Genomic DNA, 24,181 nt, shown 5'->3' on the forward strand with positions numbered 1-24,181 from the left:
AGATCAGGATGTACCGCTGCCGGATTGCGGCCACTCATTATCCGGGACGTCCATAATACCGCCATCCTTCACGCCGTCGATCTCGTACTTGGTCAGATAGCTGCTGAGCAGATCGCCAAAATCGTCGGCTCTCTTTTGCTGCTTGCCTTCCGCAATCAAGCCCGGAATCAGCATCGCCAATGCACCGACGCCCGCTGCAACCAACCCAAGACCACCGGCGGCCAGCGCCGGGATCAAACGCGCCATGGTGGGAGCAAACAGCGCCATTCCGCCTTCGACGGTGGAAGCCAGGCCTGCCATGACACTGAGGGAACCTGCCGTGATACTGATACCACCAGTGACCGTATCGCCCTTGCGGATTGCTTGCACACCGTCAAAGATGCCGTAGGCACCAGCAGCAATACCGACGATGCCACCAAGCCCCTTCGCGGCATTTTCGAACTTCTTCAGGTTGGACGTCATAGCGTCGACGAGTTCGTCATCGACCACGCCTTTCACGTCTTTCAGGTAATCCTGCAAACCCTTCATGCCGCCTTCTGTCATAATCGTGGCGGTCTGGATCGACCCGGTGGTGATATCGACGATTTGCCGGTCGGTGAGTTTGCCCGAACCACTCGCACCTTTGGCGATCGTAACACCGGCCAGGAAAAGACCGCTGACGCCATGAAGAACCCCCTTGTCCGCAGCGCCCTTAACCGATGAATCCGGGCTGAAAACCTTAAGCTCGTTGAGCGTCTTCGCCCCCTGACGCAGAAGATCCCAGTCGCCCCTGAAGGCTGACAATATCTGGTCTGGCCTTGTGACCGTCCCATTCGGATTGGTGAAGAACGCGGGATTGTCCTTGCTGATCTGAGCGATAAGGGCTTTTACCTTTTCCTCATCGAGGTCATCGCCGCCATTGATGCCGAATGCCTTTCTGAGATCTTTGAAAGAGGCATCATTGAAGGCGTTTTCCTGCACGGTCTTGGTGAAATTGTCGTTGATCTGCTTGTCAAATTTCCCCGTAAATTCAGGGCTGAGCGCTGCATTATAGAGCGCGACTTCCATGCTGAAGGCACTGGCTGCCTTTTCGAACGAATTGGTCTTCATCAGCTCTTTCAGCCGGTCGCCTGAGGCAAGCGACTTCTCATAGAAATCGTTCAGTTCGCCCGCATGTTTGGAATTTTTAACGGCGTTCTGGATTTCAGCCGCGTTCTTGATACCAAGAGTGCTCTGGAACGTCTGCGCTGATCCGTAGAACTCGGCAAGAACCGCCTGCTGGTCCGTCTTGCCATCCTTCATCTTCGTGTCCCATAGGCTATTGAGTGCCTTGCCGGACTTGATATCGTCATCATAGGTTTTCTGCAGCGCGTCCTTGAGGCCCTTATTCTCTTCCAACAGCTTGGACATCTGCTTGGAGCTGTTCTCATTCATGTACTTCACAACGTCCGGGTCGCCCTCAAGCGTTTTAATGTGGTCGTTGACGTCCTGGAGCAGCTTCTCGGGATTTGGATGACTGCGAACACGGTTGGCTATGCTGACGATGGAATAATCGTCCTTCCACATGCCCGCGCTCGCTCCGCCGATGATCAGCTGCTGCGCTTTCAGCAATTCCTGAAGCGCGGCGGCTTTTTCTTCTGTCGAATGCTTTTCGGGATGTTCAAAAATATCCTTGTCCAGCTTGCTCGTATCGGTGCCTGCAACGACATTTCCATCGGTGACACTGGATAGCAGCGTGATTGCCGAACCGGCATCCTTCGGATTCTGCTTTTCCATCCAGCTCTTCAGATCGTCCTTGCTGAGTTTCCCGTCGGCCTTGAGCAATGTTGGATCGTTCGCCGTTTCAAGCTTGCTGAAAGCCCCCGGCTGTGACCAAAAATTGAGCGCTTCCTTGAATTCCTGGCTGATTTGCGGGTTCTTCTCTTTGTATTTCTTCAAGGCTTCAGCCGTCAGATGTTCGCCTGAACCGGTCTTTCCCCTGATCGCATCATAGTTTTCGCCAAGGATGGCGGCATATTTGGCAATTGTTTTTGATGTTTCGTCAGCATCTGGATTGGCTTTTATGAAATCCTTGTAACTGCTGATATCCTCGGGTTTCTTCAGCTCTTTGATGACCTCAAAGCCATATTTCCCAAAATCCTGAAGACGGCCAGCCTCTGTGCCATGCTTTGCTTCACCGCTCTTGGTGAACCCATCGACACTGCTATTGGCGACGTCATCTCCCGATAGCGCATTACCGTTCTCGTCATACATCGTTATGCGATCAAGGATCTGACTTGCCCTATAGGCAGCATTGGCGTCCTTTTCAAAATCACCAACGCGTTCCTTCAGCATGTCCTTGATGCCGCTCTGGTTGCCCAGATTCTTGAGCAGCGGCGAGTCATTGATGATGGCCTGTGCCGAGCGTTTATCGCTATCAGGCAGCTCCCATTTGACGCCCGCTTTCTCGGCCTGCGCCCGCGCCTGTTCATCGCCGCCAGCATTGGTCACATCATTGAGTTTTCCCTTGAGGTTGGAAAAACCATATTTGCCAAAGTCCTGCAGGCGGCCGGCCTCCGTGCCATGCCTTGCATCGCCACCCTTGGTAAAGCCATCAACGCGGCCGTTGTTCACATCATTACCGGCAATCCGGTTTCCGTTTTCGTCAAACTTCTCGACATGACCAAGAACCTGCACCGCCCTGAATGCGGCGTCAGCATCCTTTTCGAAATCGCCGACCCGTTCTTTCAGCATGTCCTTGACGCCACTCTGATTTCCGAGATTGCGCAGCAGAGGATCACTATCGATAATATCCTGCGTCGAGCGATTGTCACCTTTTGGTCGATTCCAGAGGATGCCCGCGTCCTTTGCCGCATTCTGAGCCTGATCCCATGCCTTGACGGTTTCAGAATCTGCCGTACCCGCATTGGCTCGAACGGCTGTGGAATGGTTGATCTGTGCGTTGATTTTCGACATGTGACACGCCTCTCCTGTCGCTGTGACGTTTCAGTCCGGTTCGGTTAAGGGTCTGTCATAGTAAGCCCTCGCCTGTGAACGGCATGTGACATGTCAACCCAATTGTCTGGTGTCAGCAGGCACGCAAACAGGTGATTATTGAAGCCCGGAGCGTTCCTCTTTCTGGTCGTATGCAGAGTGAGCGCGTGCGGTTTTTCGGCTTTGGCTTTGAGTGCGGTTCTGTCGCAGATAGGCGATGATTCCGGCATTTCGCGCCGGATATTCATTCGCCTGTAAATCAGTTTGGGAAACAAAAAAGCCAGGTTCCTTGAGAACCTGGCTTTCAGAAAACAGAGAATATAAGCCATGTTACTGAAAACATTAGGCTAAATCTCGGAGCGGCCGGATTCGAACCGACGACCCCTTGACCCCCAGTCAAGTGCGCTACCGGGCTGCGCTACGCTCCGTCATTTCTCTGCCGGTGCGGAACCCCTAGAATACTGGACGTTTGAGTGCAAGAGGCGATTTGGCAGAAAAAGAACAAACTGCACACAAATGCATTGCGTGGGAGTTTTCGGCCCAAGAATTCCGCTTTACGTGTCACTTCCCTATTCTGAGAACTCTTCGAACATCTTGGAAACAACGGGCAGAAAATGATCCTCATACGTCAAGCAAGACTCATAAACACCGGCCAAAACTCTTCCCCGACCAATCTCTTCCCATTGAGGATGTTTCAATTGACGCCAATCGTTGTTCTGAGAAATCAAAAACTCCCTATCCATTGCTGTAGGATTTTGTTTCAAAATTAAGTTCGCCTCATCGGCAAGAGGCAGATAGCTGGCCACCGCAGCTCGTTTTCTTGCTCGAGCTTGTTCATCCAAAACAAGCTCATAGACGAGATCGCCCTTTCCTCCTGCCGTCGCGGCCGAATAAGATAATTCCGCTGGTTCGCCGTGAACTGACAAGCGCTTTTGAAGTACCGCCCCCATAGCCGAGGCTAAGTCGTGGACAGGATTGTAACCATCACTCGCATCCGCGATAATTCTGTAAGATTCGCGTACTCCGATGCAAATTTCAATCGACGAAATTACAGAAGCAAAAAACTCATGGTCACGGTGGGCTAATGCCTTATACCAATGCCTGTCAGAGAGTTCTCCGAAGACTGACCCAACGGACGATCCGGTATTTGCGATAATCTCACGGGAATAATGTATCCGCGACTTTTCCTTGCTCCCAGAACCGTCGGTAAGAAAGAAAACAAGAGGTTGGTTCAATTCCATCCAATGATAAATTCGTAGCTCATGTCCAGGATGAGCCAGAAGCAGGATACTTAGCGTTTCTTTGCTTTTCATGATTTAGTCAGATCCCGGGTTCGCAGCAGTAATGGTGGAAAATATAAGTGCGTATTCTTATAACTAATTTTATTTTCGGAACGCGATCCGGGACAGAAAATGTCGCTGAACTTTTGGCTGATTCACTTAGAATTGCTGGCCACGACGTGATGATTTTTGCTCCCACTTTAGTCGACGATGCTCACTGGATGCTTCATACAGGACATTTGATCTATAATGACATAGACCATATACCCTATCGACCGGATGTTATTCATGCGCATCATGTTTCCCCATGCTTTATCGCGATGCTGCGCTTTCCCGATGTACCGGTCGTGTACACATGCCATAGCTCGACGTTCGAACTTGAAGCGCCTTTGTTACACCCGCAAATCAAACACTATGTAGCGGTCGACGAAGCTTGCAAAGATAGATGCCTTTCAAGAGGCGTTCCTGCAGACCGATTGACTGTCATCCACAATGCGGTCGATGCTTTACGTTATATCTCTAGGCCTCCCCTTCCCGATCGACCCAAACATGCACTCTTGCTCACCAAATTGACCGGGGTTGCTGAACCGGTAAAGCGTGCATGCGCGGAAATGAACATTGCTCTAGACGAACTTGGTCGAGGCACGAACAGGTTCTCCAATGAACTTGAAAAAGAACTGCCTAAATACGACATCGTGTTTGCGACGGCTCGCATGGCTCTGGAAGCCGCCTTTGTCGGATGTGCCGTGATTGTATGTGATGCCAGAGGCTTTGCTGGGCTCATAACCTCCAAGAACGTTGCGCTTTGGCGCAAGAACAACTTTGGTGTGCGGTTATTAACTCGCCCGACAACTTACGATCTTTTGCAAGAATCTATCAAACGCTACGACGCAAACGATGCGGCAAACGTCACCAATTATGTACGCCTGCATGCTCCGGCAGACAAATATATCTCCCAATACGAAAAACTTTATCGTTCCGCTATTAAAGCAGGATCAGCCAATATATCAGCACTTGGCTCTGCCAATGGCCGATGGGCTCAGGAGTTGGTCGCAACGGCAGAAAAACGACTTTGGTTTCGTATAGCATCTGAAATGGGTTGGATGCCAAACACCAAAACTGTTGAGCTAATGCTGGATCAATCGAAATCAGAAGTTCTCACTGAGCTACGCTCAATTGCTGAGCGTCAATCGGATAGCGCAGGCACCTTGGAAACGCACATTGAATCGTTGAAAACCAAAATTGATGCACTTGATCGTGAAGTTTTGTCATCCATAGACATTCTTATGAATTTAAAGGCGATGTATCAAGCGTTAGTGCCTTCCTTTTTGAGGCGGATGGGGGCTCAATTGCGCGCCCGTTCAAAGCGTGGAAAATCATAAATCCCAACCCCATTTCGCCAGCCCCCGACATTTTTTCGTGGCATGGGGAACAAAACAAACCATCGCCGGTTTGTATTGTGTTAGAACTAGAGTTCTGACGGGGCCAGTTGTGCGCCACGCACACTTCATTTGGTCCCGCTCCATTCACTGACGTGACATCTCAAAAGCTTGGAGTTTTGCAAATGACAGATAAGATCGGGATCACGGATGATGCAGCATTTGAACTTGCCGCACACATCGCCGACAAGCAAAAAGCGAAACTGCCGGAACAGCTTAGCAGTCAGATCAGCGATGCGGAAATGCAGATCGGCGAGACATGGTTCGCCTGGGGCATTTTCGGTGCCATCACCAGCGATCGCAAAAGACGTCAAAAGCTTCTAGCCGATTATCTGAACCGTAAGATTCAACCGCAAAGCGATGTCCAAAAGATCGTAACGGATATCACAACTCTGGAAAGTGCCGACAACCAGCTGTTCAATGCTATCGCGGCGGCGGGACGGCAGGCTTATCACGAAGATGATGATGTCCATCTGAGCAAGATTGCCGGAATTTTTCTCAACGTCATCAAAAACCATTGATCACGGATTATGGGGATTTGACCCTCGAACAAATCTTCAACTTCCGCACATATTCGGGCGAGCAACCCGGCAGCGCTATTGAATATTTTCTGACTAATAATTAGTTGTCTCCTAACTTCGTTCCGGGCGAGCCTTGGCGAGCACGGAAAGTGCCGTCTGCAGTGTATTTCCCGATGCGGCAAACCGGGGAAACCGCATGCCAATCCAGTATCCTATATCCGACCCGGCGGATTGGCGGCGTCTCGATAGACCGTCATTCCTAAGACGGGCCAAAGCAAGCCTTTATCATTATACCTATCCAGCTGCGTTCACCGCACCGCGCAAAAATCTTCTGACCAAGGTTTCTGGACCTTCTGCTCATCCCGTCCAAGACGATGTTTTGGCGATCTGCATCGTCAAAAATGCGATCGGCTATATCAATTCTTTTTTGCGATACTACCGAAAGCTTGGTGTCACGCGCTTTGCCTTTGTCGACGATCAATCAAACGACGGTACATCAGACATATTACGCAATGCGCCTGAAGTGGATCTTTACACCTCGCCCATTCGCTATTCGGAAGCGGCACGCGGAAAAGCATGGCGCGATGCGCTCTTCAAGATCTACGGCGCAAACCGGTGGTATCTGTCTCTTGATGCGGACGAGTTTCTTGTGTTCCCCGATAGCGAGACCAAGACGTTGCCGGATTTCATTCGGCAACTGGAGAAGGCCGGAATGCAGCGATGCCATGCGCCGATGCTCGATCTCTACCCTGAAGGCCCTTTGAATGGCGATGAGTTTGTCGATGATGGCAGCAGATGGCCATTTGATGTATCGTCAAATTTCGATGGCGACAGCTATACGATCAAACTGGAGCGCTATGGTACATCCGTGCGCGGTGGCCCGCGAAAACGATTCTTTGGCCGTGACATGCGGCTCTCCAAATTCCCCCTCATCTGGGTCGATAAAGCCACGAGCTACGAGCGGGGCAGTATTCATGGTCCGGGACCATGCAGCCGCAATTTTGTTCCCATCACGGCCGTCCTGATGCATTATCGCTTCTCCAACCAGTCGATCAATGAGTTCAAAAACATCGTCAGCCAGGGTGGCCATGCGGACGGCGGCGCACATTATGGTGCAATTCTTGATCATCCCGATTTTTCAGAAGATTTTACGCTGGCATATGATGGTTCGGTGAAATTTTCCGGTTCAGCAGATCTCGTTGAACGGGGTTTTATGATGAACTTGCCAAGCTGATCGCGGCCACAACGGCGAGCGCCGCAAGTTTTGCAACTTGCAATATTGTGATCGCCACCTCAGTTTCGCATCAGGTTCAGATAATCCTCTGCTCAGCTTGCGATGGTATCAACCGGTCGTTGTCGCCTTCGGACAACGCGAGGCCCGGCCACTTCATCACCCCCCCGATGCCCCCGCCGGGCCTCACCTCCCGGTACAGCACACATTTGCACAGTCGTTTTGCAATTCACATCACCTCTGCACATAACGGGATTGGAACAGACAGGTGAATGGGGTATTTGGGACCGATGAAACCCGCTCAAATCATTGCGTGGCTGTTGTTCGCCGCCATACTTTTCATAACCGTTGATCCAATCAATCTGCGACCGGAGAGCGGTCTGCCTGTCAATATCGAGCGTTTTCTTGCTTTTGCAGTGCTTGGCTTTGTCTTTGCTCTTGCCTATCCCAAGCGATGGTTATTGATCCTGCTTTTGGTGGTTGGCGCGGCCTTTGGATTTGAGCTCGCCCAGATGCTGGCGCCGACACGGCATGCGAGACTGCTGGATGCCGTGTTCAAAGCAGCCGGCGGTATATCAGGTGTGCTTGTGAGCAATATTTTCTCTCGCATTTTCCGCTAGCAGGCCAGATTGACCGCTTGAAACGAAATGTCTGTTGCAGTGCCCACCAGAATGATTTCGTCCCCCAATGACCATTCAGCAGTACGGGCGGCCATTCTGGCCGGGACCGGTTCTGAACCACCCGGCCCTTCCGGCACGTCATAGGTTGCGTGAGCATCATGGGCCAATATAACGGAAAATCCCTTTTGCATCGCCGTGCGTGCCGTCGCTGCGAGGCACATTTCCGACTGCATGCCACAGATCGCCAGTGATCCAACGCCGCATGCGGTCAGTACGTGCTCAAGCTCAGTTCCATCAAAACCGTCATCAACTGCCTTGCGCACAACATGCTCACCAGCTTTCACCGGAAAGAATAATTGCCAGCCATCCGTTTCCGGTTCATCGGGTGCGCCCGGAGATCCATCATTTTGAACAAAAATAACGGGAACTTCCGCTGCACGGGCATTGGCAAGAAGCGTTTCAATGGCCCCTTGAAGCTGGATGTGATCGGGAACGGCAGCGTCTCCTGCAATGAAAGCATTTTGCACATCCACAACCACAAGGGCATTGGCCATCTTGCTTTCAATAAACGTCACGGCTCAATCCTCTCATTTCAGTCCCGTCGCCCTCATATAGGCAGGGTTGGCTGTTATTCACCGTTTTGTGCGCTCTGTATCAAGCAAAGATTTATTGGAGGTATTCCAAACTAATCAGAATTATCGCATATATTACGTCTCTCAAAAAAAATCATAAGACACGAGGGGTGGTGGAACATGCGAACAAGAATTCAGTTTCTGTCACAACAGAACTGCAAAGAAAAAATTATCGTCCAAGCAAAGGAACAAACCGACACTGCTCAATTGAATACTCAAGACAGTGGTGCCGATATGTTGGCTATGATACGGCGCATGCGGAGGAAGGAGCGAATTAGACTTCTGACATGCAATCGATAATTCCGGTTTACCGCCCGCAACTGTGATTTGACTGTTACAAGTCAAGGGCACACATTTAGCTGGCTGCATGCGAATGCAGCGAGAGGCTCGGTAACTGACACTGATGAAGGCAGGCTACCGGGCCTCGTCAATCAAATGGTTTGACCATAAATTCAGCTGTTGTTGGGAGGCTGCTGTGTCATGCCTTTGAAGATTGTTAAGCGGCGTATCATTTCTGTTCAGAATCTGCCACAAGCACCCTGCCCGCAAGGGCACGGCGCGACTGCTATCAACTTTAGGATAGGGTCGGGCGGGCTGATTGACGTCTCACCCGCTGCCACGAAAGAACGTGGCCGCCTATAATTTGGTGCAGCGGCAGAATTTAGCCATTGGCAAAAACCCAAGCCGTCATTGACAGGCAATCTTCCTTTGCGAAGTGAGGTCCGATAAATCATCTGGACTGGTTATTCATTGTGAAGCGTAGCAATTCCCATCAAAGAAATTTAACTGACAAACTCGTCATCGCCCTATGGACCTTAACATTAGTGGAACTGATGCTTTTCTCTCTGTTTGACGTTTTCAGCTAGGTGAATCTCACCCACCAGTCGATTTCCATTGGAAGACCCTGTGAATCCCCAAAAAATTCGTTCTAAATTCGAGAAGGCCGTTTAAGGACAGAACCCGCCGTGGGCGATTCCGCGGCCTCGCCCACCAGAGAGGAATACACCCAAATAATCTTGCTATATTTCAAAAACTTATCACATTTTTGTTACAAAAACGTGATATGCTTTATATTTGCAGTATTTCCATTATTTATACATTGAGTTTACTAATTGTAAACTTATAGTTGCAAATCAGCAACAATAGAAATTCGTTCGTTGTCGGCATTACAGATTTGTAATTTGACATTTGACTCTACGACTAAAGTCGCAGAATACGAAATTGTCACTACCAATCTCATGGAGAGCAACAATGAACATTAAGAGCCTTCTACTCGGCTCCGCTGCAGCCCTGGTTGCAGTCACAGGCGCACGCGCTGCTGATGCAGTTGTCGTCGCTGAACCAGAAGCTGTCGAATACGTTCGCGTTTGCGATGCTTACGGCAAGGGCTTCTTCTACATTCCTGGTACCGAAACCTGCCTGAAGATTAGCGGCTACTTGCGTTACGACGCCAAGGGAGGCGATAATGTCTACACTGGCGGCGAATACGGCACTTGGTGGAAGCGTTCGCGCGCGACTGTTCGTTTCGACGCCCGTTCGGAAACAGAACTCGGCACACTGCGTTCTTACATCGAAACACGTTTCCAGTATACGAACGGTGAAAACAGCGGCGGCCTCATTCCTCAGGCTTACATCGACCTCGGTGGTTTCCGCATCGGCGTGTCTGACGAAATCTTCGGTTCGTGGACTGGCTATGCAGGCAAAGTCATCAACGACGACGTGATCAACTATCAGTCCGGCACATCCAATCAGGTTAGCTACACCTTTACCGGTGGCAACGGCTTCTCGGCAATTATCGCTGCTGAACAGGGCCAGGTACAAACTGCTAACTACTTCAGCTACGACTACCGTATCGACGATTACATGCCACATGTTATCGCCGGTGCTAAGTTCGAACAGGCTTGGGGCGGTATTTCCGGCGTAGTCGGTTACGACTCCAAGGCCGAAGAATTCGCTGGCAAGCTGCGTTTGGACGTAAAGTTCACAGACACGGTTTCAGCATTCATCATGGGTGGCTATCAGTCCAACTGGGATGACCTCCGCGACAGCGGTCAGCGTAACTGGTTCGGCACTTGGGATGGTGACTGGGCAGCTTGGGGCGGTCTCTCCGCCAAGGTTTCGGACAAGGCAACTGTTAACGCACAGGTTGCTTACGAATCCGAAGGCACATGGGCAGCAACTGCAAACGTCGCTTACGAACTCGTTCCTGGCTTCGTTATCACACCAGAAATCAGCTACACCAAGTTTGACGGCGACCGGAAGGCTTTTGCTGAAAGCCGTCGTGGCGGTGGCGACGATGCATTCGGTGGCATGATCCGCTTCCAGCGCAACTTCTAATCCTGACGGATTTGAAGACGTATCCGGGGGCTCGCCCCCGGATCATCAGGCCTTGGCCCAACAAACATTCGAATTGTGTTTGGCAATGGAGAAGGACTGTATTGCCAAACTGCGATGATGAGATCTCCAGTCACGTCATTTTTTGAAACGGTGAGCTTCGCGGCTCACCGTTTTTTACGTTTGCTGCCCTGTGCAAATCTTTTGATCGACATGTTGTGATTTGGAAGCCCGCCGGTTCCGCGCTATAGTTACCGCGAGAATGCAGGAGGTTACGGATATGCGTGATCTTGATATCTTGCTTGCAGTCATTGTGGTTATCTTGCTGGCATACCAGTCGAAACCCTCACACCGGACCTGGAACCGCAAGAATTTACTGACACATGTATCGAATGATCCAGGCAAGGATCAACAGTCATAGAACTGAGGAATGTCCGTATACCCATAGCATTCGGCTTTCCGGCAAAGGCCGGGAGCAGAACGTTGTCAGGGAGTGACAAGAATGGGAGAAGCAATTCTTCATACGCCTCATCATGCCAAGCCTGCCTCGCCAAATACGCTGAAGCAAGCGCGCGGACAAATTCCCAAAGTTACGTGCGATCCGACGAAACTGTCTTCAATCCTGCGATTGGCCAAGGGCGGCTTCAGCCACCGGCGGTTTAAACACGAAGGCAAATAACCTGCATTAGAACAAAGGCCCGCTACCGGGAAACCGGTAACGGGCATTTTGGGGTGTCTGCCGCAGCGCTTGTCGCTGTCTTGTTATTTGGGCAGAAGAACCTTGTCGATCACATGAATGACGCCGTTTGACTGCTGCACGTCAGCAATCGTGACATGGGCAACATTACCCTTTTCATCCTTGATGGAGATTTTGCCAGCTTTCTCGCTGACCACAAGTACACAGCCGCCAACGGTCTTGACCTTGTGGGCGCCGCCATCATCCTTGATCATCTTCTTGATTGTCGCCGACATGGCGTCTGCGGCCACCACATGGCAGGTAAGTACCTTGGTGAGGGTTGCCTTGTTCTCTGGCTTGAGCAGCGTCTCAACGGTGCCCTTGGGCAAGGCTGCAAAGGCTTCATTGGTCGGTGCGAAAACTGTGAATGGACCCTCACCCTGAAGTGTCTCGACAAGGCCGGCGGCCTTGACCGCTGCAACAAGCGTCGTGTGGTCCTTCGAGTTGACCGCATTCTCGATAATGTTCTTGTTGGCATACATTGGCGCGCCGCCAACCATCGGGTTGTCCTTGGCCAAGGCTGCTCCACTCAGTGCTGTAACAGCCAAAAATCCGGCGAAAATTCCTGCAGTCAATTTACCCATTTTATTGCTCCATGTTTGCCTCCCCTTTGCCGGGGAATGCAAACAAGTACGAAGCGTTCAACTGGAAAGTTTCCTGCGAGCGAATTTATTATTCTGCGCCCATCTTGGCCTTTGACCTTTTCGGGAGGGAACATAAGCGGCCCGCAGCCGTTATAGGCCTGTCATGCACAGGAGCATAAAGAATGGCAATATTCTCAAAAACGACCGATGATATTCAGGATGATGTTGAAGCTCAAATTGCAGCTTTGCGCAAGGAAGTATCAAGGCTCACATCCAGCCTCTCCGACATGGGCGGCGAAAAGCTCGACCATGTGAAACGGGCTGCAACCAAGCAGGTTAACTATGCTGCCGATGCAGCCAAGGAAAATCCGCTGGCAACACTTGCCATCGTGGCAGGCGCGGCGCTGCTGATCGGGCTGATTTCCAGACGCTAAATGGAGGGTGATGGATATGGATAGTGCCGAACCAATGCGCGATGAGGAAGACCGGGAACGTCTGCAGCGTGAAATCGCGGATTTAAAGCGCGATCTGGCTGCGCTGACGAAAACCCTTACCGACAGGGGTGTCCAGCTGCTGGACGATCTTGACGGTAATGATGATGGCTCGACTTTAGAAGCCATCAAAAATGGCGGACGCCGTGCCGCGCGCGTGGTTGGACATCAAGCCCAGAAAATCGGCGGTATTCAGACACAGAACACGGTATCGACGCTGATGGTTATTGCGGGTCTTGGGATCGTGATCGGCATGCTGGCCCGGTAAATTCAGTTCCGGATTTTTTTCAAAATTCTTTGGAACTATCTGCCGCCAGTTTCGTTTCCTTTGTACTGGTCCCCCAACCAGCTAGGCTGAACCCCACAGCCAACCCCAAATCCCAGCTTTCGCTCCCCGTGAAAGCTGGGTTTTTTGTTGGGGATTGGGGTGATGGCGTGTAGTTCGACAAGCTCACCATGAGGGAGAGTGAGGATGCAACGCTAATCGCAGAAATTGCAGATCACAAATGTTGCTGAATAAAACTCCCCTCACCCTGAGCCTGTCGAAGGGCCTCATGGTGAGCTTGTCGAACCACGGACCACGGACCCTATCCACACAGGCACACTTCATAAACAATCATGCATATGTCAGAGCAGTTTATCGGACTTGATCCAGCAAACGCTTGCATTCCAGAAGATCGAACAGTGTTTCCTGCAGCAAAGTCCGGTTGTCCTTGGACAGGCGCTTGCCATCAGCCGCAACCGGGCCCTCATCATCGCCCTTAATCAATCCAAACAGGCGCCTGCCATGATGAGCCGATTTCTGCGACCCCATGACGGCAGCCTCTTCGGCGGCATCAGCGCGTTCCTGTTCGGCGGAAATTGCTTCCTCTTCGCGAACGGCGGCCTGCTTCTGTTGGCTGATAGCTTCAGCCGCAGCAGTGTCGCCGCTACCCAGAGCAATAATGAACTGTGCGCCATTTTCGCGTAAAAGCCGCTGGACGCCCTTGATCGTATAGCCCTGATCATAGAGCAGATGGCGGATGCCCTTGAGCAAATCCACATCGAGCGGGCGATAATATCGGCGCCCACCACCACGCTTCATAGGCTTGATATGGGTAAAACGCGTTTCCCAAAAACGTAGAACATGTTGGGGAAGATCAAGATCTTCTGCAACTTCACTGATGGTTCTAAAAGCGTCGGGACTCTTGTCCATGTTTTCACCCTTTCAGGAGAAAATCTGATTCGACGTCTATTTCAGCGGTTTATGATGTAATTTTCAAGTACAAGGCGAGACTGCCCCACAGCAATCTCGCTCCGAATGCGCTGAACCGGCTAATTTAGGCCGATTTTTTCTTTCGCGCCTGATGTGAGCGCAAGATGCGCTGCTTGAGCACATTGGATGCCTTGAACGTCATCACCCGGCGAGGCAAAATCGGCACTTCCTCACCCGTTTTCGGGTTTCGGCCAATGCGTTCATTCTTGTCTCTTACCTGAAACGTGGCGAATGACGACAGTTTGACCGTCTCGCCACGAACAATGGCATCACATACTTCATCGAGGATTGTTTCGACGAGTGAAGCTGACTCTGTGCGCGAAAGCCCTACCTTACGATAGACTGCTTCGGCCAGATCAGCGCGCGTAATGGTCTTACCCCCCATACGATCTCTAAGCTCTCGTTTGTTGCAAAACTATCAGGTGGAAGCGGACGTTATAGGATCAAATCCGATAGGGCAAGCGGGTAAAAACAGTTGATAAAACAAACCACTGACCCAACCGGAGCATTACCACCGTAGCAGAACTGCACCCCACGTAAAGCCCCCGCCCATGGCTTCGAGAAGGACAAGATCGCCCTGCTTGATACGCCCATCGGCAACAGCGGTTGCCAGAGCAAGAGGGACGGAAGCCGCCGAGGTATTGCCATGCTGGTCAACGGTGATGACGACTTTTTCTTCCGCAAGGTTCAGTTTCTTGGCGGAGGCGTCGATAATGCGCTTGTTGGCCTGATGCGGCACGAACCAGTCGACATCTTCGGCAGTGATACCTGCCTCCGAGAAAGAGGCCTCAATCACATCCGTGATCATGCCCACAGCATGCTTGAAGACCTCGCGGCCTTCCATACGCAAATGCCCGACTGTCTGGGTCGTGGAAGGGCCGCCATCCACATACAATTTTTGCTTGTGCGAACCATCGGAACGCAGATTAGCCGTCAGGATACCGCGATCGGAGGTCAGTCCGCGCCCTTCACTGCCCTCAAGGACAACGGCACCGGCACCATCGCCAAACAGCACGCAGGTTGTACGGTCATTCCAGTCAAGAAGCCGTGAAAAAGTTTCAGAACCAATCACCAGAACGCGCTTGGCCATGCCGCCGCGAATATAAAGATCAGCTGTCGTAATGGCATAGACAAAGCCGGAGCACACGGCCTGCATATCGAAGGCAAAGCCATGGGTCATGCCAAGACGCGCCTGAATGTCGACCGCAGAGGCGGGAAATGTGTTATCAGGCGTGGAGGTGGCCAGAATGATCAGATCAATATCATCGGGCGTCATACCGGCATTGTCGAGCGCCGCGCGTGCTGCCGCTTCACCGAGAGAGGCGGTTGTTTCACCCTCACCCGCGATGTAGCGCTGGCGAATACCCGTGCGCTGGACGATCCACTCGTCGCTTGTTTCAACGATACCTTCCAGATCGGCGTTCTTAACCAGACGCGCCGGTTTGGCCGCCCCTACACCTTTGACAACGGACCGGATCATTTATCTTTCCTACGCCTGTGGTTCTATCTCAGCTTCTGAATCATTCTCGGCCTCGCTCTGAAAAGCGACACCGACCGGGCTCTTGTGGAAATGACTCAGATCCGAGGCAATCTTATCCAAAAGCTTGTTGCGGGCCATATCATAGCCGACATCAACGGCAGAAGCGAAGCCAAGTGCGTCGGTTCCTCCGTGACTCTTGATGACAACACCGTTCAGCCCAAGAAATACGCCGCCATTGGTCTTACGCGGGTCCATCTTCTCGCGCAGGCGGTCAAATGCGCCCTTGGCGAACAAATAGCCGATCTTGGCCATCCATGTACGGTTCATGGCATCGCGCAGATATTGCGCGAACTGCTTGGCCGTGCCTTCGGCTGCTTTCAGCGCGATATTTCCGGTAAAACCTTCGGTGACCACGACATCAACCGTACCCTTGCCGATATCGTCACCCTCGACGAAACCAAAATATTCAAGACTTGGTAGCGGAATTTCCCGCAGAATGCGTGCCGCATCCTTCACATCGTCCTGACCTTTGATTTCCTCAACGCCGACATTGAGCAGGCCAATTGTCGGGCGCTCGATCTCGAACAGTGAACGGGCCATGGCAGCGCCCATGACGGCATAATCGACCAGCTGCTGGGCGTCAGCGCCAATGGTGGCACCAATATCGAGCACAATGCTTTCACCCCGCAAGGTGGGCCAGATACCCGCAATAGCAGGCCGTTCGACATTGGCCATTGTCCGCAGACAGAATTTTGACATCGCCATCAGCGCGCCGGTATTACCAGCGGAGACGCATACATCGGCCTCGCCGGTTTTTACTGCTTCGATGGACCGCCACATGGATGACTTCCAGCGGCCATTCCGCAAGGCCTGGCTGGGCTTCTCGTCCATGCGCACAGACACATCGCAATGATGGAATGTCGAGCTGGCAAGCGTCGGGTGGCGATCAAGGACCGGCCTTACCTCTTCCTCACGACCGAAGATCACAAACCGGATATCAGGATGGCGCTCCAGCGCCGTTGCCAGACCGGGAATAACGATCTCAGGACCGAAATCACCGCCCATGGCATCAATGGAAATTCTGATCACTCTCGATTGTCCTGTTCAGTGAGTATGCTTGCTGGGTTCATCAATGGCTCAAAGACTCGGCGAAAATAGTCAATTTCCCTCGCTGCACAACCGGAATCTGCCAGCTGGCTGGCACATGGACTGTAATCATTGTGAAAAACGCTGCACCTGCCCTTGGAATTTTCTGTTCTTATAGCCCATCTGGGCAGCATTCGGATAGTCAGCCGCAGGAAATCGTCACAATCAAGGCTTCTGTTTCCAATCCTTGAGGCTGGCAAAAGGATTAACAGGCTTTTCCGTTGCCTCATCTTCACCAAAGACAACCTCAATAGGCGCATCCGACACACCTTCCTTGCGAGGGTAAGGATCAATTGCAAGTTCAAAGAACTCTTCTGCTATCGCTCCTGCATCCAGAGTATCGCCGGAAAACGTCTCGGGTATGTCAGGCCCATCTGCACTGACAATCAGTTCACCATTCTCATCGAGCGGCAGCCGTGCCAGCTTGGAATTTTCAGGAACAAAGAGCGTATCAATTTCGGCATCAATAACCGCGTCCACGGGTTCCGATGTGACAACGCAGGATTGCACGATGTTCGCCTTGACGACGCCACGCACACGTATGCCGTCCTTTTTCCACGGAACGATCTGCAGATCAGCCTTGAAAGAGACGACATCCTGCAGGTCGTGAAAATCACGCAGTGCAATCCGCTCGCGCTCATCCGCTTCAATTTTGACTGTCAGCCCCTTCTGTGGCAGTCGCTTGACCGAAACCGGGAAACTCAGTGCGCCATCGAGATTTCTTGTCATTTTGCTCCCCTTCTCAATTTTGTTGGGCTTCAACATCGCCAGCATCAGGAAACAGCAGGTGCCCGCCAGCAAAGTCGTCATCCGGTTGTGTTTCCAGATAAAGCGCCGCCTCAACTGTGTACTTCGCCAGTGCCGCTGCTTGTGGCCATTCCTTGCTATCAGGACGGACATTGCGAGCCAGTGCGGCCGCCAGCGCCGGATAATCATTGGCCTGAAGCGCCTTGTCGTAGGATTCGATACGTCCATAAAACATGCGAGCCAGTTTTTTCATGCGCTTTGGAATGCCGGAATCACCGATACCAAGCTCGCGCAGGGAATGGTCGACATCCCGGAAGAACTCATCGGTCACTTCCTGCCCGATCATCTTGAGGGCTGGCGTTCGACCTTTTATCCGGCGCATGAAAAGAAAAACGTGCAAAGACAGCATTTCATAGCGCCCTAACGGCGAATCCGGCACATCAATGTCAGAATAGAAGTATGGCTGCCGCGCCGCTGCCACGATCGCATCGTAAAGGGCGGTGGTAACAGCCTCATTTGCTTTGGCCTTACGGCTGAATAAACTGAGAATCATATATGTGCTTTCACTTGGGTCAGGCCGCAACACGAGTCGCTGTTGCATCAGACTTCAAGGTGGTTTACCGAAGTTCTGCGGGCAGCGAAAGACTTGCGCCCACTATTGAAATGGAGATGTCGTTGCTGCAGCGGATTTTCAAGGCCGATCGTTCACGGGAATACCTTCTCGCGGGGACTCTGTTTTTTGTCGTGGGACTTGCCGGCTGTAACACCGCCAATCTCAATCCATCAGAAACTTTGTCGGAAGGCTACATTCTCGACGAGAAGGCACTGGAGTTCGTTCCGGTTGGTTCCAGCCGCGAACAGGTCATCCTGTCGCTTGGCAGCCCATCCTCGACAGCAACCTTTGACAATGAAGTTTTCTATTATATCTCGCAGAAGCGCCATCGCAGCGTTGCATTCATGCAGCCGAAAGTCGTGGATCGCCGCATTCTCGCGGTTTATTTCGACCAGAAGGGCAAAGTCGCCAGCATTTCCAATTACGGTTTGCAGGACGGCAAGGTCTTCGATTTCATCTCGCGCACCACGCCGACAGGCGGCAAGGATCTTTCATTCCTCGGCCAGTTGCTCGCGGGTGTTGGCAAGGCTCCCGGCTCTCTGACCGGCGCTGGCCCTGCTCCCGGCCAATAATCGTCCGGACGAAAATGCAAAAACCCGCGAAATCAGATTTCGCGGGTTTTTCGTTGGTCTGGTGCCTGGTTATCCGTGCGCAAGCACCGCAAGCAGGAGCAAGGCCACAATATTGGTGATCTTGATGGCAGGATTGACCGCCGGACCGGCGGTATCCTTGTAGGGATCGCCGACCGTATCGCCTGTTACCGAGGCTTTGTGGGCTTCGGAACCCTTCAAATGCCGCGTTCCATCCTTGTCGACAAAACCATCTTCAAAGGATTTCTTGGCATTGTCCCAGGCACCGCCGCCTGAGGTCATCGAGATGGCAACAAAAATACCATTGATGATAACACCCAGAAGCGAAGCGCCGAGCGCGGCAAAAGCCGATGCTTTGGAACCCGAAATCAGCAGCACGCCAAAATAGACGACGAGCGGTGCCAAAACAGGCAGAAGCGAGGGCACAACCATTTCCTTGATGGCCGCACGGGTGAGAATATCCACCGCACGGGCATAATCAGGACGCTCCGTACCGGCCATGATACCCGGCTTTTCACGGAACTGCCTGCGCACCTCTTCCACCACAGAGCCCGCAGCGCGGCCAACAGCTGTCATTGCAATACCGCCGAAGAGGTAGGGAATGAGACCACCGAAGATCAAACCGGCGACAACGTAAGGATTGGAGAGTTCGAACGATACGGCGCCCATTCCCTTGAAATAGGAGAAGACCGTCGAGCCATCCTTGTTGGCTTCGCTGATGAAGAACTGCAGATCGTTGGAATAGGCAGCAAACAGCACCAGAGCACCAAGACCGGCCGAACCAATGGCATAGCCCTTGGTGACGGCTTTGGTCGTGTTGCCAACGGCATCGAGCGCGTCGGTGGATTTGCGTACTTCCGGATCAAGTCCAGCCATTTCAGCAATACCACCAGCATTGTCGGTCACAGGACCGAAGGCATCAAGCGCAACGATCATGCCGGCAATACCAAGCATGGCTGTTACGGCGATACCGGTGCCGAAAAGCCCTGCCAGCTGGTAGGTCGAGATGATACCGCCGACAATCACCAGAGCCGGAAGCGCTGTTGATTCAAGCGAAACCGCAAGACCCTGAATGACATTGGTGCCGTGGCCGGTCACTGAAGCCTGAGCAATTGAATTAACAGGGCGCTTGTTGGTGCCCGTGTAGTATTCAGTGATCACCACGATCAATCCTGTCACCACCAGCCCGACGAGGCCGCAGATGAAGAGATTGGAACCGGTGATCGACTTGCCCGCGACAATACCCACCTCACCCCAGCCAATGGTCATCGATGTGGCTGCAGCAAGACCGGCAATCGACAGCAGGCCCGTCACAATGAGGCCCTTGTAAAGAGCGCCCATGATCGAATTGTTCGCGCCGAGCTTGACGAAGAACGTACCGGCAATCGAGGTGATGATACAGGCGCCGCAGATTGCCAGCGGATAGAGCATGATATTGCTCAAAACAGGCGTTGCAGCAAAGAAGATGGCACCCAGAACCATGGTGGCGACGATGGTCACCGCATAGGTTTCAAAAAGGTCGGCAGCCATACCGGCGCAGTCGCCGACATTGTCGCCCACATTATCGGCAATGGTTGCCGGATTGCGTGGATCATCTTCAGGGATTCCGGCTTCGACCTTGCCGACGAGATCGCCGCCCACGTCAGCACCTTTGGTGAAGATGCCGCCGCCAAGACGGGCAAAGATTGAGATGAGTGACGCACCGAACCCGAGGGAGACAAGAGCGTCAATGACAACACGGTCCGCAGGCAGATGGCCAAGCGGGCCGGTCAGAATGTAATAATAAACAGCAACGCCAAGCAGGGCGAGACCGGCGACAAGCATGCCGGTAATCGCGCCTGACTTGAACGCGATTTCAAGACCGGCAGCCAGACTGCGGGACGAAGCCTGTGCCGTGCGCACATTGGCACGAACAGAGACGTGCATGCCGATGAAACCGGCAAGACCTGACAGCACAGCACCGATCAGGAAGCCGATTGCGGCGGTTGATGACAAGAGGTACCAGACTGCTAGAAAGACAACGACGCCAACAATGGCGATCGTGGTATACTGACGTGTGAGATAGGCCTGTGCTCCCTCGCGGATAGCACCGGCGATTTCTTGCATGCGTGCATTGCCCTGGTCCGCTGCGAGCACCGATTGGGTGGCCCAAAAAGCATAGACGATAGACAGCAAACCGCAGGCGATGACGAGAAACAGTATAGTCATGCCACTCCCTCAGATTTTGACCCGAAAAATACCCCTCCCCGGGTCAGGTTCGGTACGGCACACAAAATCTGCCAGGCCGGCAGAAACGCGACCGTATGCACTAGGAGTAGCCAAGCCCATGCGAAAAGGTCAAGGCCTTTCGCTGAGGCGGCTTAGGGTTGATACCATTAATCTGATTGAGCGCGTTTGAGGGGGTTTTGCGCGTATGCGTGGCAGGGCACATTATCCATGGTTCGTGGTTCGATATAACAACCATTGGGAGAATTGGGTTGCAACGCTAACCGCAGAGATTGCAGTGCAAAGGGAGCAGAACTTGCCTCCCGAACCCCCACCCATCTCCGTCATCCTCGGGCTTGACCCGAGGACCCACGGCTGATGAGATTTAACGCACCTGAATATTTCGCACTTTTAAGTATAGGTCCTCGGGTCAAGCCCGAGGATGACGGAGGTGGATGAAGTGTCGGGGGAGTCAAGTTGTGCAAAGCTGCTGACTAGCGTTGCATCCACCCTCTCCCTCATGGTGAGCTTGTCGAACCACGAACCACAGGACATGCAGAATCAACTCCGAGGGTTTTTTGCACCCCGGCTTTCACCGCGAAGCTCAAAAGCCAGACGATCCAGCACAGCATTCACCAATTTGGGCTCTTCTTCCGTGTAGAAGGCCTTGGCGATATCAATATATTCGGAAACGATAACGGCTGTCGGCACATCCGGGCGGTTTCTCAATTCCCAGATACCGGCGCGTAAAATAGCCCGCAGCGTTGAATCGAGCCGCGACAATGGCCAATCCTCCGTCAACGCCTGACGGATCATCGGATCAAGCGAAGTCTGTTCTGAAACCACGCCAGCAACAATGGCGCGGAACCACTGCGGGTCGGCGTCCAGATACTGGTTTCCGTCCACTTCCTTGCCAAGGCGGTGCGCTTCGTATTCCGCAACAACCTCGATAACGCCGGTACCGGCAACATCCATCTGGTACAACGCCTGCACAGCGGCCAGACGCGCGACGCCGCGCTTATTCGCGGTCTTTACAGCGGGACTTTCCCCATCTTTGGAAGAAGGCATCCGGTCAGGCTCCAAGCTTTTCCTTGAGGGCGATCATAGTCAGTGCAGCGCGCGCTGCAAAGCCACCCTTGTCCTTGTCCTCGCGGCGGGCACGGGCCCATGCCTGCTCTTCATTCTCGACGGTGAGAATGCCATTGCCGATGGCAATGCTTTCATCCACGGCAAGCTCCATCAGAGCGCGGCAGGATTCATTGGCGACAATATCAAAATGGTAGGTCTCGCCGCGAATAACTGTGCCAAGCGCCACGAAGCCATCATACTCCGTTCCGCCCTCTTCCGCTGCATCCAATGCAAAGGAAATGGCCGCAGGAACCTCAAGCGCGCCGGGAACAGTCACAACATCATAGGTTGCCTTGCCTTCATCAAGCGCCAGCTTGGCACCGTTCAGCAGGGCATCTGACAAATCGTCATAGAATCGCGCTTCCACGATCAACAGATGTGGCGCATGCGCCTTTTTTTTGGACATGGAAAACTCCGGAACTCAAATGGGGTTGGCGAAGCCGCTTCGCCTTTGAGTGTGGTCCTAGGCTGATTTCGGATATTCTGCAAGCCGTGCAGCGTATCTCGCCATCTGATCGATCTCGATATTGACCTTGTCACCCACCTTGCGGTCGCCCCAAGTGGTGACTTCAAGCGAGTGGCGGATCAACAGGACATCGAACTCGTTGCCATTGACGGCGTTGACGGTCAGTGACGTCCCATCCAGCGCTACAGAGCCTTTGGGGGCGATAAACCGTGCCAATTCTTCCGGGACACGCAGCGTGAAGCGAACGGCATCGCCCTCTTCCTCACGCTTGATCAGTTCTGCCATGGCGTCGATATGGCCGGAGACAAGATGACCGCCCATTTCGTCGCCGAGTTTGAGCGAACGCTCAAGATTGATACGCGTGCCATTCTTCCAGTTGGCAATGCTGGTCAGGCGCAGCGCCTCTTCCCAGGCCTCCACCTCGAACCAGCGGGCATTTGACCCCTTTTCCGGCAATGTCACGACAGTCAGGCACACGCCCGAACAGGAAATGGAGGCACCAATCTCGATCGTTTCTGGGTCGTAATTTGTTTCCACGCGCAGAAGCACGCCTTCATTGAGTGGCTTTACCTGACCGACCTTGCCGATATCCGTTACAATTCCCGTGAACATGCTGTTTCCTCAGATGGGTCTTATATATTCGCGGTAATGATCGTCACCAAAACGATCATCGCGCGATAATGTGAAGTCACGAGCGATATGGGAAGAAAGTTCCGGTACTGCAAGACCGCCCTCTGATCCGATTGCCAGTGGCCCCTCGAAAAGCGCTACACGATCCACCAGACCGTCCTGCAACAGTGCGGAAGCAACCGACGCGCCGCCCTCGACCATCAGTGTCGCAATGCCCTGTGCGGCAAGATCATCCAGCAGTTCCGGCAGAGCCGTTGCACCGCAATCGGTTTCCGTAGCGAGCATGCGGCAACCGGCAGCGACAAGTGCTTGCCGTTTTGCCGGATTGGCCTGTGCATTGGCGGCGATCCACAGGGGAACACTGCCCGCGCTTTGCACCAGCTTGCTGTCCACCGGCAAGCGCAACTGACTGTCAAGCACAATGCGCACCGGCGAACGGTTTTCAAGCCCCGGCAGACGGCAGGTCAGGACAGGATCATCGGCGAGCGCAGTGCCGATCCCAACCAGAATGGCATCGGATTCAGCTCGCATCAGATGCACCTGCGCCCGCGCAACCGGACCGGTTATAGCGATCTGGCCGGTGCCATGCCTGCCGATATAACCATCGGCGGAAAGTGCAAGTTTCAGAGTCACTTCCGGTCGTTTTTTCGAAGATCGAATCAAATATCCGGCGAGATAATCAGCGGCCTCATTGGCCATGACGCCAGTGATAACCTCGATGCCCGCATTGCGCAGAATGGCATAGCCCTTGCCCGCTACCCGGTCATCGGGATCATTGGCAGCGGAAACCACCCGGGTCACGCCTGATGTTACCAGCGCATCGGCGCAAGGCGGGGTTTTGCCATGGTGGGCGCATGGCTCAAGCGTCACATAGGCGGTTGCGCCTCTCGCTTTGTCGCCAGCTTCCGCCAACGCCTGCGTTTCCGCATGCGGGCGTCCGCCAATGGCCGTGACACCGCGCCCGACAATAACGCCCTCCTTGTCGACAATCAGCGTTGCGACGGAGGGGTTTGTGCCTGTCAGCCCCTGATGGCTGCGCGACAGACGAATGGCCGCAGCCATATAGCGCCGGTCAAGCGCACTCTGCACCGATGAGTTCAT

General features: G+C 53.0%; 23 protein-coding genes and 1 tRNA gene. 8 read left to right on the forward strand and 16 right to left on the reverse strand.

The window, feature by feature from the left end:
* Positions 1–3: 3 nt before the first annotated feature.
* The 3 genes from FHW17_RS09205 to FHW17_RS09215 all read right to left on the reverse strand — a co-directional run bounded on the left by FHW17_RS09205 (position 4) and on the right by FHW17_RS09215 (position 4,265).
* Positions 4–2,934, reverse strand: coding sequence for a type III effector HrpK domain-containing protein (locus tag FHW17_RS09205; RefSeq protein WP_182509690.1), 2,931 nt, complete (start codon positions 2,932–2,934; stop codon positions 4–6).
* Positions 2,935–3,306: 372 nt separating this feature from the next.
* Positions 3,307–3,380, reverse strand: a tRNA-Pro gene (locus tag FHW17_RS09210).
* Positions 3,381–3,521: 141 nt separating this feature from the next.
* Positions 3,522–4,265: a hypothetical protein gene (locus tag FHW17_RS09215; protein ID WP_112530119.1), complete on the reverse strand. Its 744-nt coding sequence runs from the start codon at positions 4,263–4,265 to the stop codon at positions 3,522–3,524.
* A 47-nt stretch (positions 4,266–4,312) separates the two neighbouring features.
* Here FHW17_RS09215 and FHW17_RS09220 point away from each other — a divergent pair, with 47 nt between their 5' ends.
* The 4 genes from FHW17_RS09220 (at position 4,313) to FHW17_RS09235 (ending at position 8,043) form a co-directional block, all read left to right on the forward strand.
* Positions 4,313–5,614: a glycosyltransferase gene (locus tag FHW17_RS09220; protein ID WP_112530117.1), complete on the forward strand. Its 1,302-nt coding sequence runs from the start codon at positions 4,313–4,315 to the stop codon at positions 5,612–5,614.
* A 182-nt stretch (positions 5,615–5,796) separates the two neighbouring features.
* Positions 5,797–6,192, forward strand: coding sequence for a hypothetical protein (locus FHW17_RS09225; RefSeq protein WP_112530115.1), 396 nt, complete (start codon positions 5,797–5,799; stop codon positions 6,190–6,192).
* Positions 6,193–6,388: 196 nt separating this feature from the next.
* Positions 6,389–7,426 carry a glycosyltransferase family 2 protein gene (locus FHW17_RS09230; RefSeq protein ID WP_112530113.1) on the forward strand — a complete coding sequence of 346 codons (1,038 nt, stop codon included), beginning with the start codon at positions 6,389–6,391 and terminating at the stop codon, positions 7,424–7,426.
* Positions 7,427–7,713: 287 nt separating this feature from the next.
* Positions 7,714–8,043: a VanZ family protein gene (locus FHW17_RS09235; protein WP_112530111.1), complete on the forward strand. Its 330-nt coding sequence runs from the start codon at positions 7,714–7,716 to the stop codon at positions 8,041–8,043.
* Here the strand turns inward: FHW17_RS09235 and FHW17_RS09240 are convergent.
* Complete coding sequence (locus tag FHW17_RS09240; protein WP_348643720.1) at positions 8,040–8,618, reverse strand: isochorismatase family protein; 579 nt, start codon at positions 8,616–8,618, stop codon at positions 8,040–8,042. The two genes, FHW17_RS09235 and FHW17_RS09240, sit on opposite strands and share 4 nt — an antisense overlap.
* A gap of 1,308 nt (positions 8,619–9,926) precedes the next feature.
* Here FHW17_RS09240 and FHW17_RS09245 point away from each other — a divergent pair.
* Entirely contained in the window at positions 9,927–11,012 is a 1,086-nt protein-coding gene (locus tag FHW17_RS09245) for a porin (protein ID WP_112530106.1), read from the forward strand.
* Positions 11,013–11,771: 759 nt separating this feature from the next.
* Here the strand turns inward: FHW17_RS09245 and FHW17_RS09250 are convergent.
* Entirely contained in the window at positions 11,772–12,329 is a 558-nt protein-coding gene (locus tag FHW17_RS09250; RefSeq protein ID WP_112530103.1) for a fasciclin domain-containing protein, read from the reverse strand.
* 182 nt (positions 12,330–12,511) lie between these two features.
* Between FHW17_RS09250 and FHW17_RS09255 the strand changes: the two genes are divergently transcribed.
* Both FHW17_RS09255 and FHW17_RS09260 read left to right on the forward strand, forming a co-directional pair.
* On the forward strand, positions 12,512–12,763 hold the full coding sequence (locus FHW17_RS09255; RefSeq protein ID WP_112530101.1) for a DUF883 C-terminal domain-containing protein: 252 nt from the start codon (positions 12,512–12,514) through the stop codon (positions 12,761–12,763).
* Positions 12,764–12,779: 16 nt separating this feature from the next.
* A complete protein-coding gene (locus FHW17_RS09260) occupies positions 12,780–13,088 on the forward strand; it encodes a hypothetical protein (protein ID WP_182509691.1) in 309 nt (102 codons plus the stop codon).
* A 369-nt stretch (positions 13,089–13,457) separates the two neighbouring features.
* Here the strand turns inward: FHW17_RS09260 and FHW17_RS09265 are convergent, their stop codons facing one another.
* The 6 genes from FHW17_RS09265 to FHW17_RS09290 form a co-directional block, all read right to left on the reverse strand.
* Positions 13,458–14,015: a MerR family transcriptional regulator gene (locus FHW17_RS09265; protein ID WP_091883887.1), complete on the reverse strand. Its 558-nt coding sequence runs from the start codon at positions 14,013–14,015 to the stop codon at positions 13,458–13,460.
* A 124-nt stretch (positions 14,016–14,139) separates the two neighbouring features.
* Positions 14,140–14,460 (reverse strand): integration host factor subunit alpha, encoded by a 321-nt coding sequence (locus FHW17_RS09270; RefSeq protein WP_091883889.1) that lies wholly within the window; start codon positions 14,458–14,460, stop codon positions 14,140–14,142.
* Between the two features lie 123 nt (positions 14,461–14,583).
* Complete coding sequence (locus FHW17_RS09275) at positions 14,584–15,555, reverse strand: beta-ketoacyl-ACP synthase III (protein WP_112530097.1); 972 nt, start codon at positions 15,553–15,555, stop codon at positions 14,584–14,586.
* Positions 15,556–15,564: 9 nt separating this feature from the next.
* Positions 15,565–16,644, reverse strand: coding sequence for a phosphate acyltransferase PlsX (plsX, locus tag FHW17_RS09280; RefSeq protein ID WP_112530095.1), 1,080 nt, complete (start codon positions 16,642–16,644; stop codon positions 15,565–15,567).
* Positions 16,645–16,866: 222 nt separating this feature from the next.
* A complete protein-coding gene (locus tag FHW17_RS09285) occupies positions 16,867–17,430 on the reverse strand; it encodes a DUF177 domain-containing protein (RefSeq protein WP_182509692.1) in 564 nt (187 codons plus the stop codon).
* 13 nt (positions 17,431–17,443) lie between these two features.
* Positions 17,444–18,001, reverse strand: coding sequence for a ubiquinol-cytochrome C chaperone family protein (locus FHW17_RS09290; protein WP_182509693.1), 558 nt, complete (start codon positions 17,999–18,001; stop codon positions 17,444–17,446).
* 122 nt (positions 18,002–18,123) lie between these two features.
* Here FHW17_RS09290 and FHW17_RS09295 point away from each other — a divergent pair, with 122 nt between their 5' ends.
* Positions 18,124–18,633: an outer membrane protein assembly factor BamE gene (locus FHW17_RS09295; protein WP_113096153.1), complete on the forward strand. Its 510-nt coding sequence runs from the start codon at positions 18,124–18,126 to the stop codon at positions 18,631–18,633.
* Between the two features lie 69 nt (positions 18,634–18,702).
* Here the strand turns inward: FHW17_RS09295 and FHW17_RS09300 are convergent, their stop codons facing one another.
* The 5 genes from FHW17_RS09300 to ribD form a co-directional block, all read right to left on the reverse strand.
* On the reverse strand, positions 18,703–20,859 hold the full coding sequence (locus FHW17_RS09300; RefSeq protein WP_112530091.1) for a sodium-translocating pyrophosphatase: 2,157 nt from the start codon (positions 20,857–20,859) through the stop codon (positions 18,703–18,705).
* 558 nt (positions 20,860–21,417) lie between these two features.
* Complete coding sequence (gene nusB / locus FHW17_RS09305; protein WP_182509694.1) at positions 21,418–21,924, reverse strand: transcription antitermination factor NusB; 507 nt, start codon at positions 21,922–21,924, stop codon at positions 21,418–21,420.
* Between the two features lie 4 nt (positions 21,925–21,928).
* A complete protein-coding gene (ribH, locus tag FHW17_RS09310) occupies positions 21,929–22,390 on the reverse strand; it encodes a 6,7-dimethyl-8-ribityllumazine synthase (RefSeq protein WP_112530087.1) in 462 nt (153 codons plus the stop codon).
* Between the two features lie 57 nt (positions 22,391–22,447).
* Positions 22,448–23,062: a riboflavin synthase gene (locus FHW17_RS09315; protein WP_112530085.1), complete on the reverse strand. Its 615-nt coding sequence runs from the start codon at positions 23,060–23,062 to the stop codon at positions 22,448–22,450.
* A gap of 9 nt (positions 23,063–23,071) precedes the next feature.
* A complete protein-coding gene (gene ribD, locus FHW17_RS09320) occupies positions 23,072–24,181 on the reverse strand; it encodes a bifunctional diaminohydroxyphosphoribosylaminopyrimidine deaminase/5-amino-6-(5-phosphoribosylamino)uracil reductase RibD (RefSeq protein ID WP_182509968.1) in 1,110 nt (369 codons plus the stop codon).

This window comes from Phyllobacterium sp. P30BS-XVII, assembly GCF_014138335.1.
GTDB classification, from domain to species: domain Bacteria; phylum Pseudomonadota; class Alphaproteobacteria; order Rhizobiales; family Rhizobiaceae; genus Phyllobacterium; species Phyllobacterium meliloti.

Coding starts and splice junctions, on each gene's coding strand:
- FHW17_RS09205 (WP_182509690.1), bottom strand. CDS start 2,934: ATGTCGAAAATCAACGCACAGATCAACCATTCCACAGCCGTTCGAGCC.
- FHW17_RS09215 (WP_112530119.1), bottom strand. CDS start 4,265: ATGAAAAGCAAAGAAACGCTAAGTATCCTGCTTCTGGCTCATCCTGGA.
- FHW17_RS09225 (WP_112530115.1), top strand. CDS start 5,797: ATGACAGATAAGATCGGGATCACGGATGATGCAGCATTTGAACTTGCC.
- FHW17_RS09230 (WP_112530113.1), top strand. CDS start 6,389: ATGCCAATCCAGTATCCTATATCCGACCCGGCGGATTGGCGGCGTCTC.
- FHW17_RS09235 (WP_112530111.1), top strand. CDS start 7,714: ATGAAACCCGCTCAAATCATTGCGTGGCTGTTGTTCGCCGCCATACTT.
- FHW17_RS09245 (WP_112530106.1), top strand. CDS start 9,927: ATGAACATTAAGAGCCTTCTACTCGGCTCCGCTGCAGCCCTGGTTGCA.
- FHW17_RS09250 (WP_112530103.1), bottom strand. CDS start 12,329: ATGGGTAAATTGACTGCAGGAATTTTCGCCGGATTTTTGGCTGTTACA.
- FHW17_RS09255 (WP_112530101.1), top strand. CDS start 12,512: ATGGCAATATTCTCAAAAACGACCGATGATATTCAGGATGATGTTGAA.
- FHW17_RS09260 (WP_182509691.1), top strand. CDS start 12,780: ATGGATAGTGCCGAACCAATGCGCGATGAGGAAGACCGGGAACGTCTG.
- FHW17_RS09265 (WP_091883887.1), bottom strand. CDS start 14,015: ATGGACAAGAGTCCCGACGCTTTTAGAACCATCAGTGAAGTTGCAGAA.
- FHW17_RS09270 (WP_091883889.1), bottom strand. CDS start 14,460: ATGGGGGGTAAGACCATTACGCGCGCTGATCTGGCCGAAGCAGTCTAT.
- FHW17_RS09275 (WP_112530097.1), bottom strand. CDS start 15,555: ATGATCCGGTCCGTTGTCAAAGGTGTAGGGGCGGCCAAACCGGCGCGT.
- FHW17_RS09285 (WP_182509692.1), bottom strand. CDS start 17,430: ATGACAAGAAATCTCGATGGCGCACTGAGTTTCCCGGTTTCGGTCAAG.
- FHW17_RS09290 (WP_182509693.1), bottom strand. CDS start 18,001: ATGATTCTCAGTTTATTCAGCCGTAAGGCCAAAGCAAATGAGGCTGTT.
- FHW17_RS09300 (WP_112530091.1), bottom strand. CDS start 20,859: ATGACTATACTGTTTCTCGTCATCGCCTGCGGTTTGCTGTCTATCGTC.
- nusB (WP_182509694.1), bottom strand. CDS start 21,924: ATGCCTTCTTCCAAAGATGGGGAAAGTCCCGCTGTAAAGACCGCGAAT.
- ribH (WP_112530087.1), bottom strand. CDS start 22,390: ATGTCCAAAAAAAAGGCGCATGCGCCACATCTGTTGATCGTGGAAGCG.
- FHW17_RS09315 (WP_112530085.1), bottom strand. CDS start 23,062: ATGTTCACGGGAATTGTAACGGATATCGGCAAGGTCGGTCAGGTAAAG.
- ribD (WP_182509968.1), bottom strand. CDS start 24,181: ATGAACTCATCGGTGCAGAGTGCGCTTGACCGGCGCTATATGGCTGCG.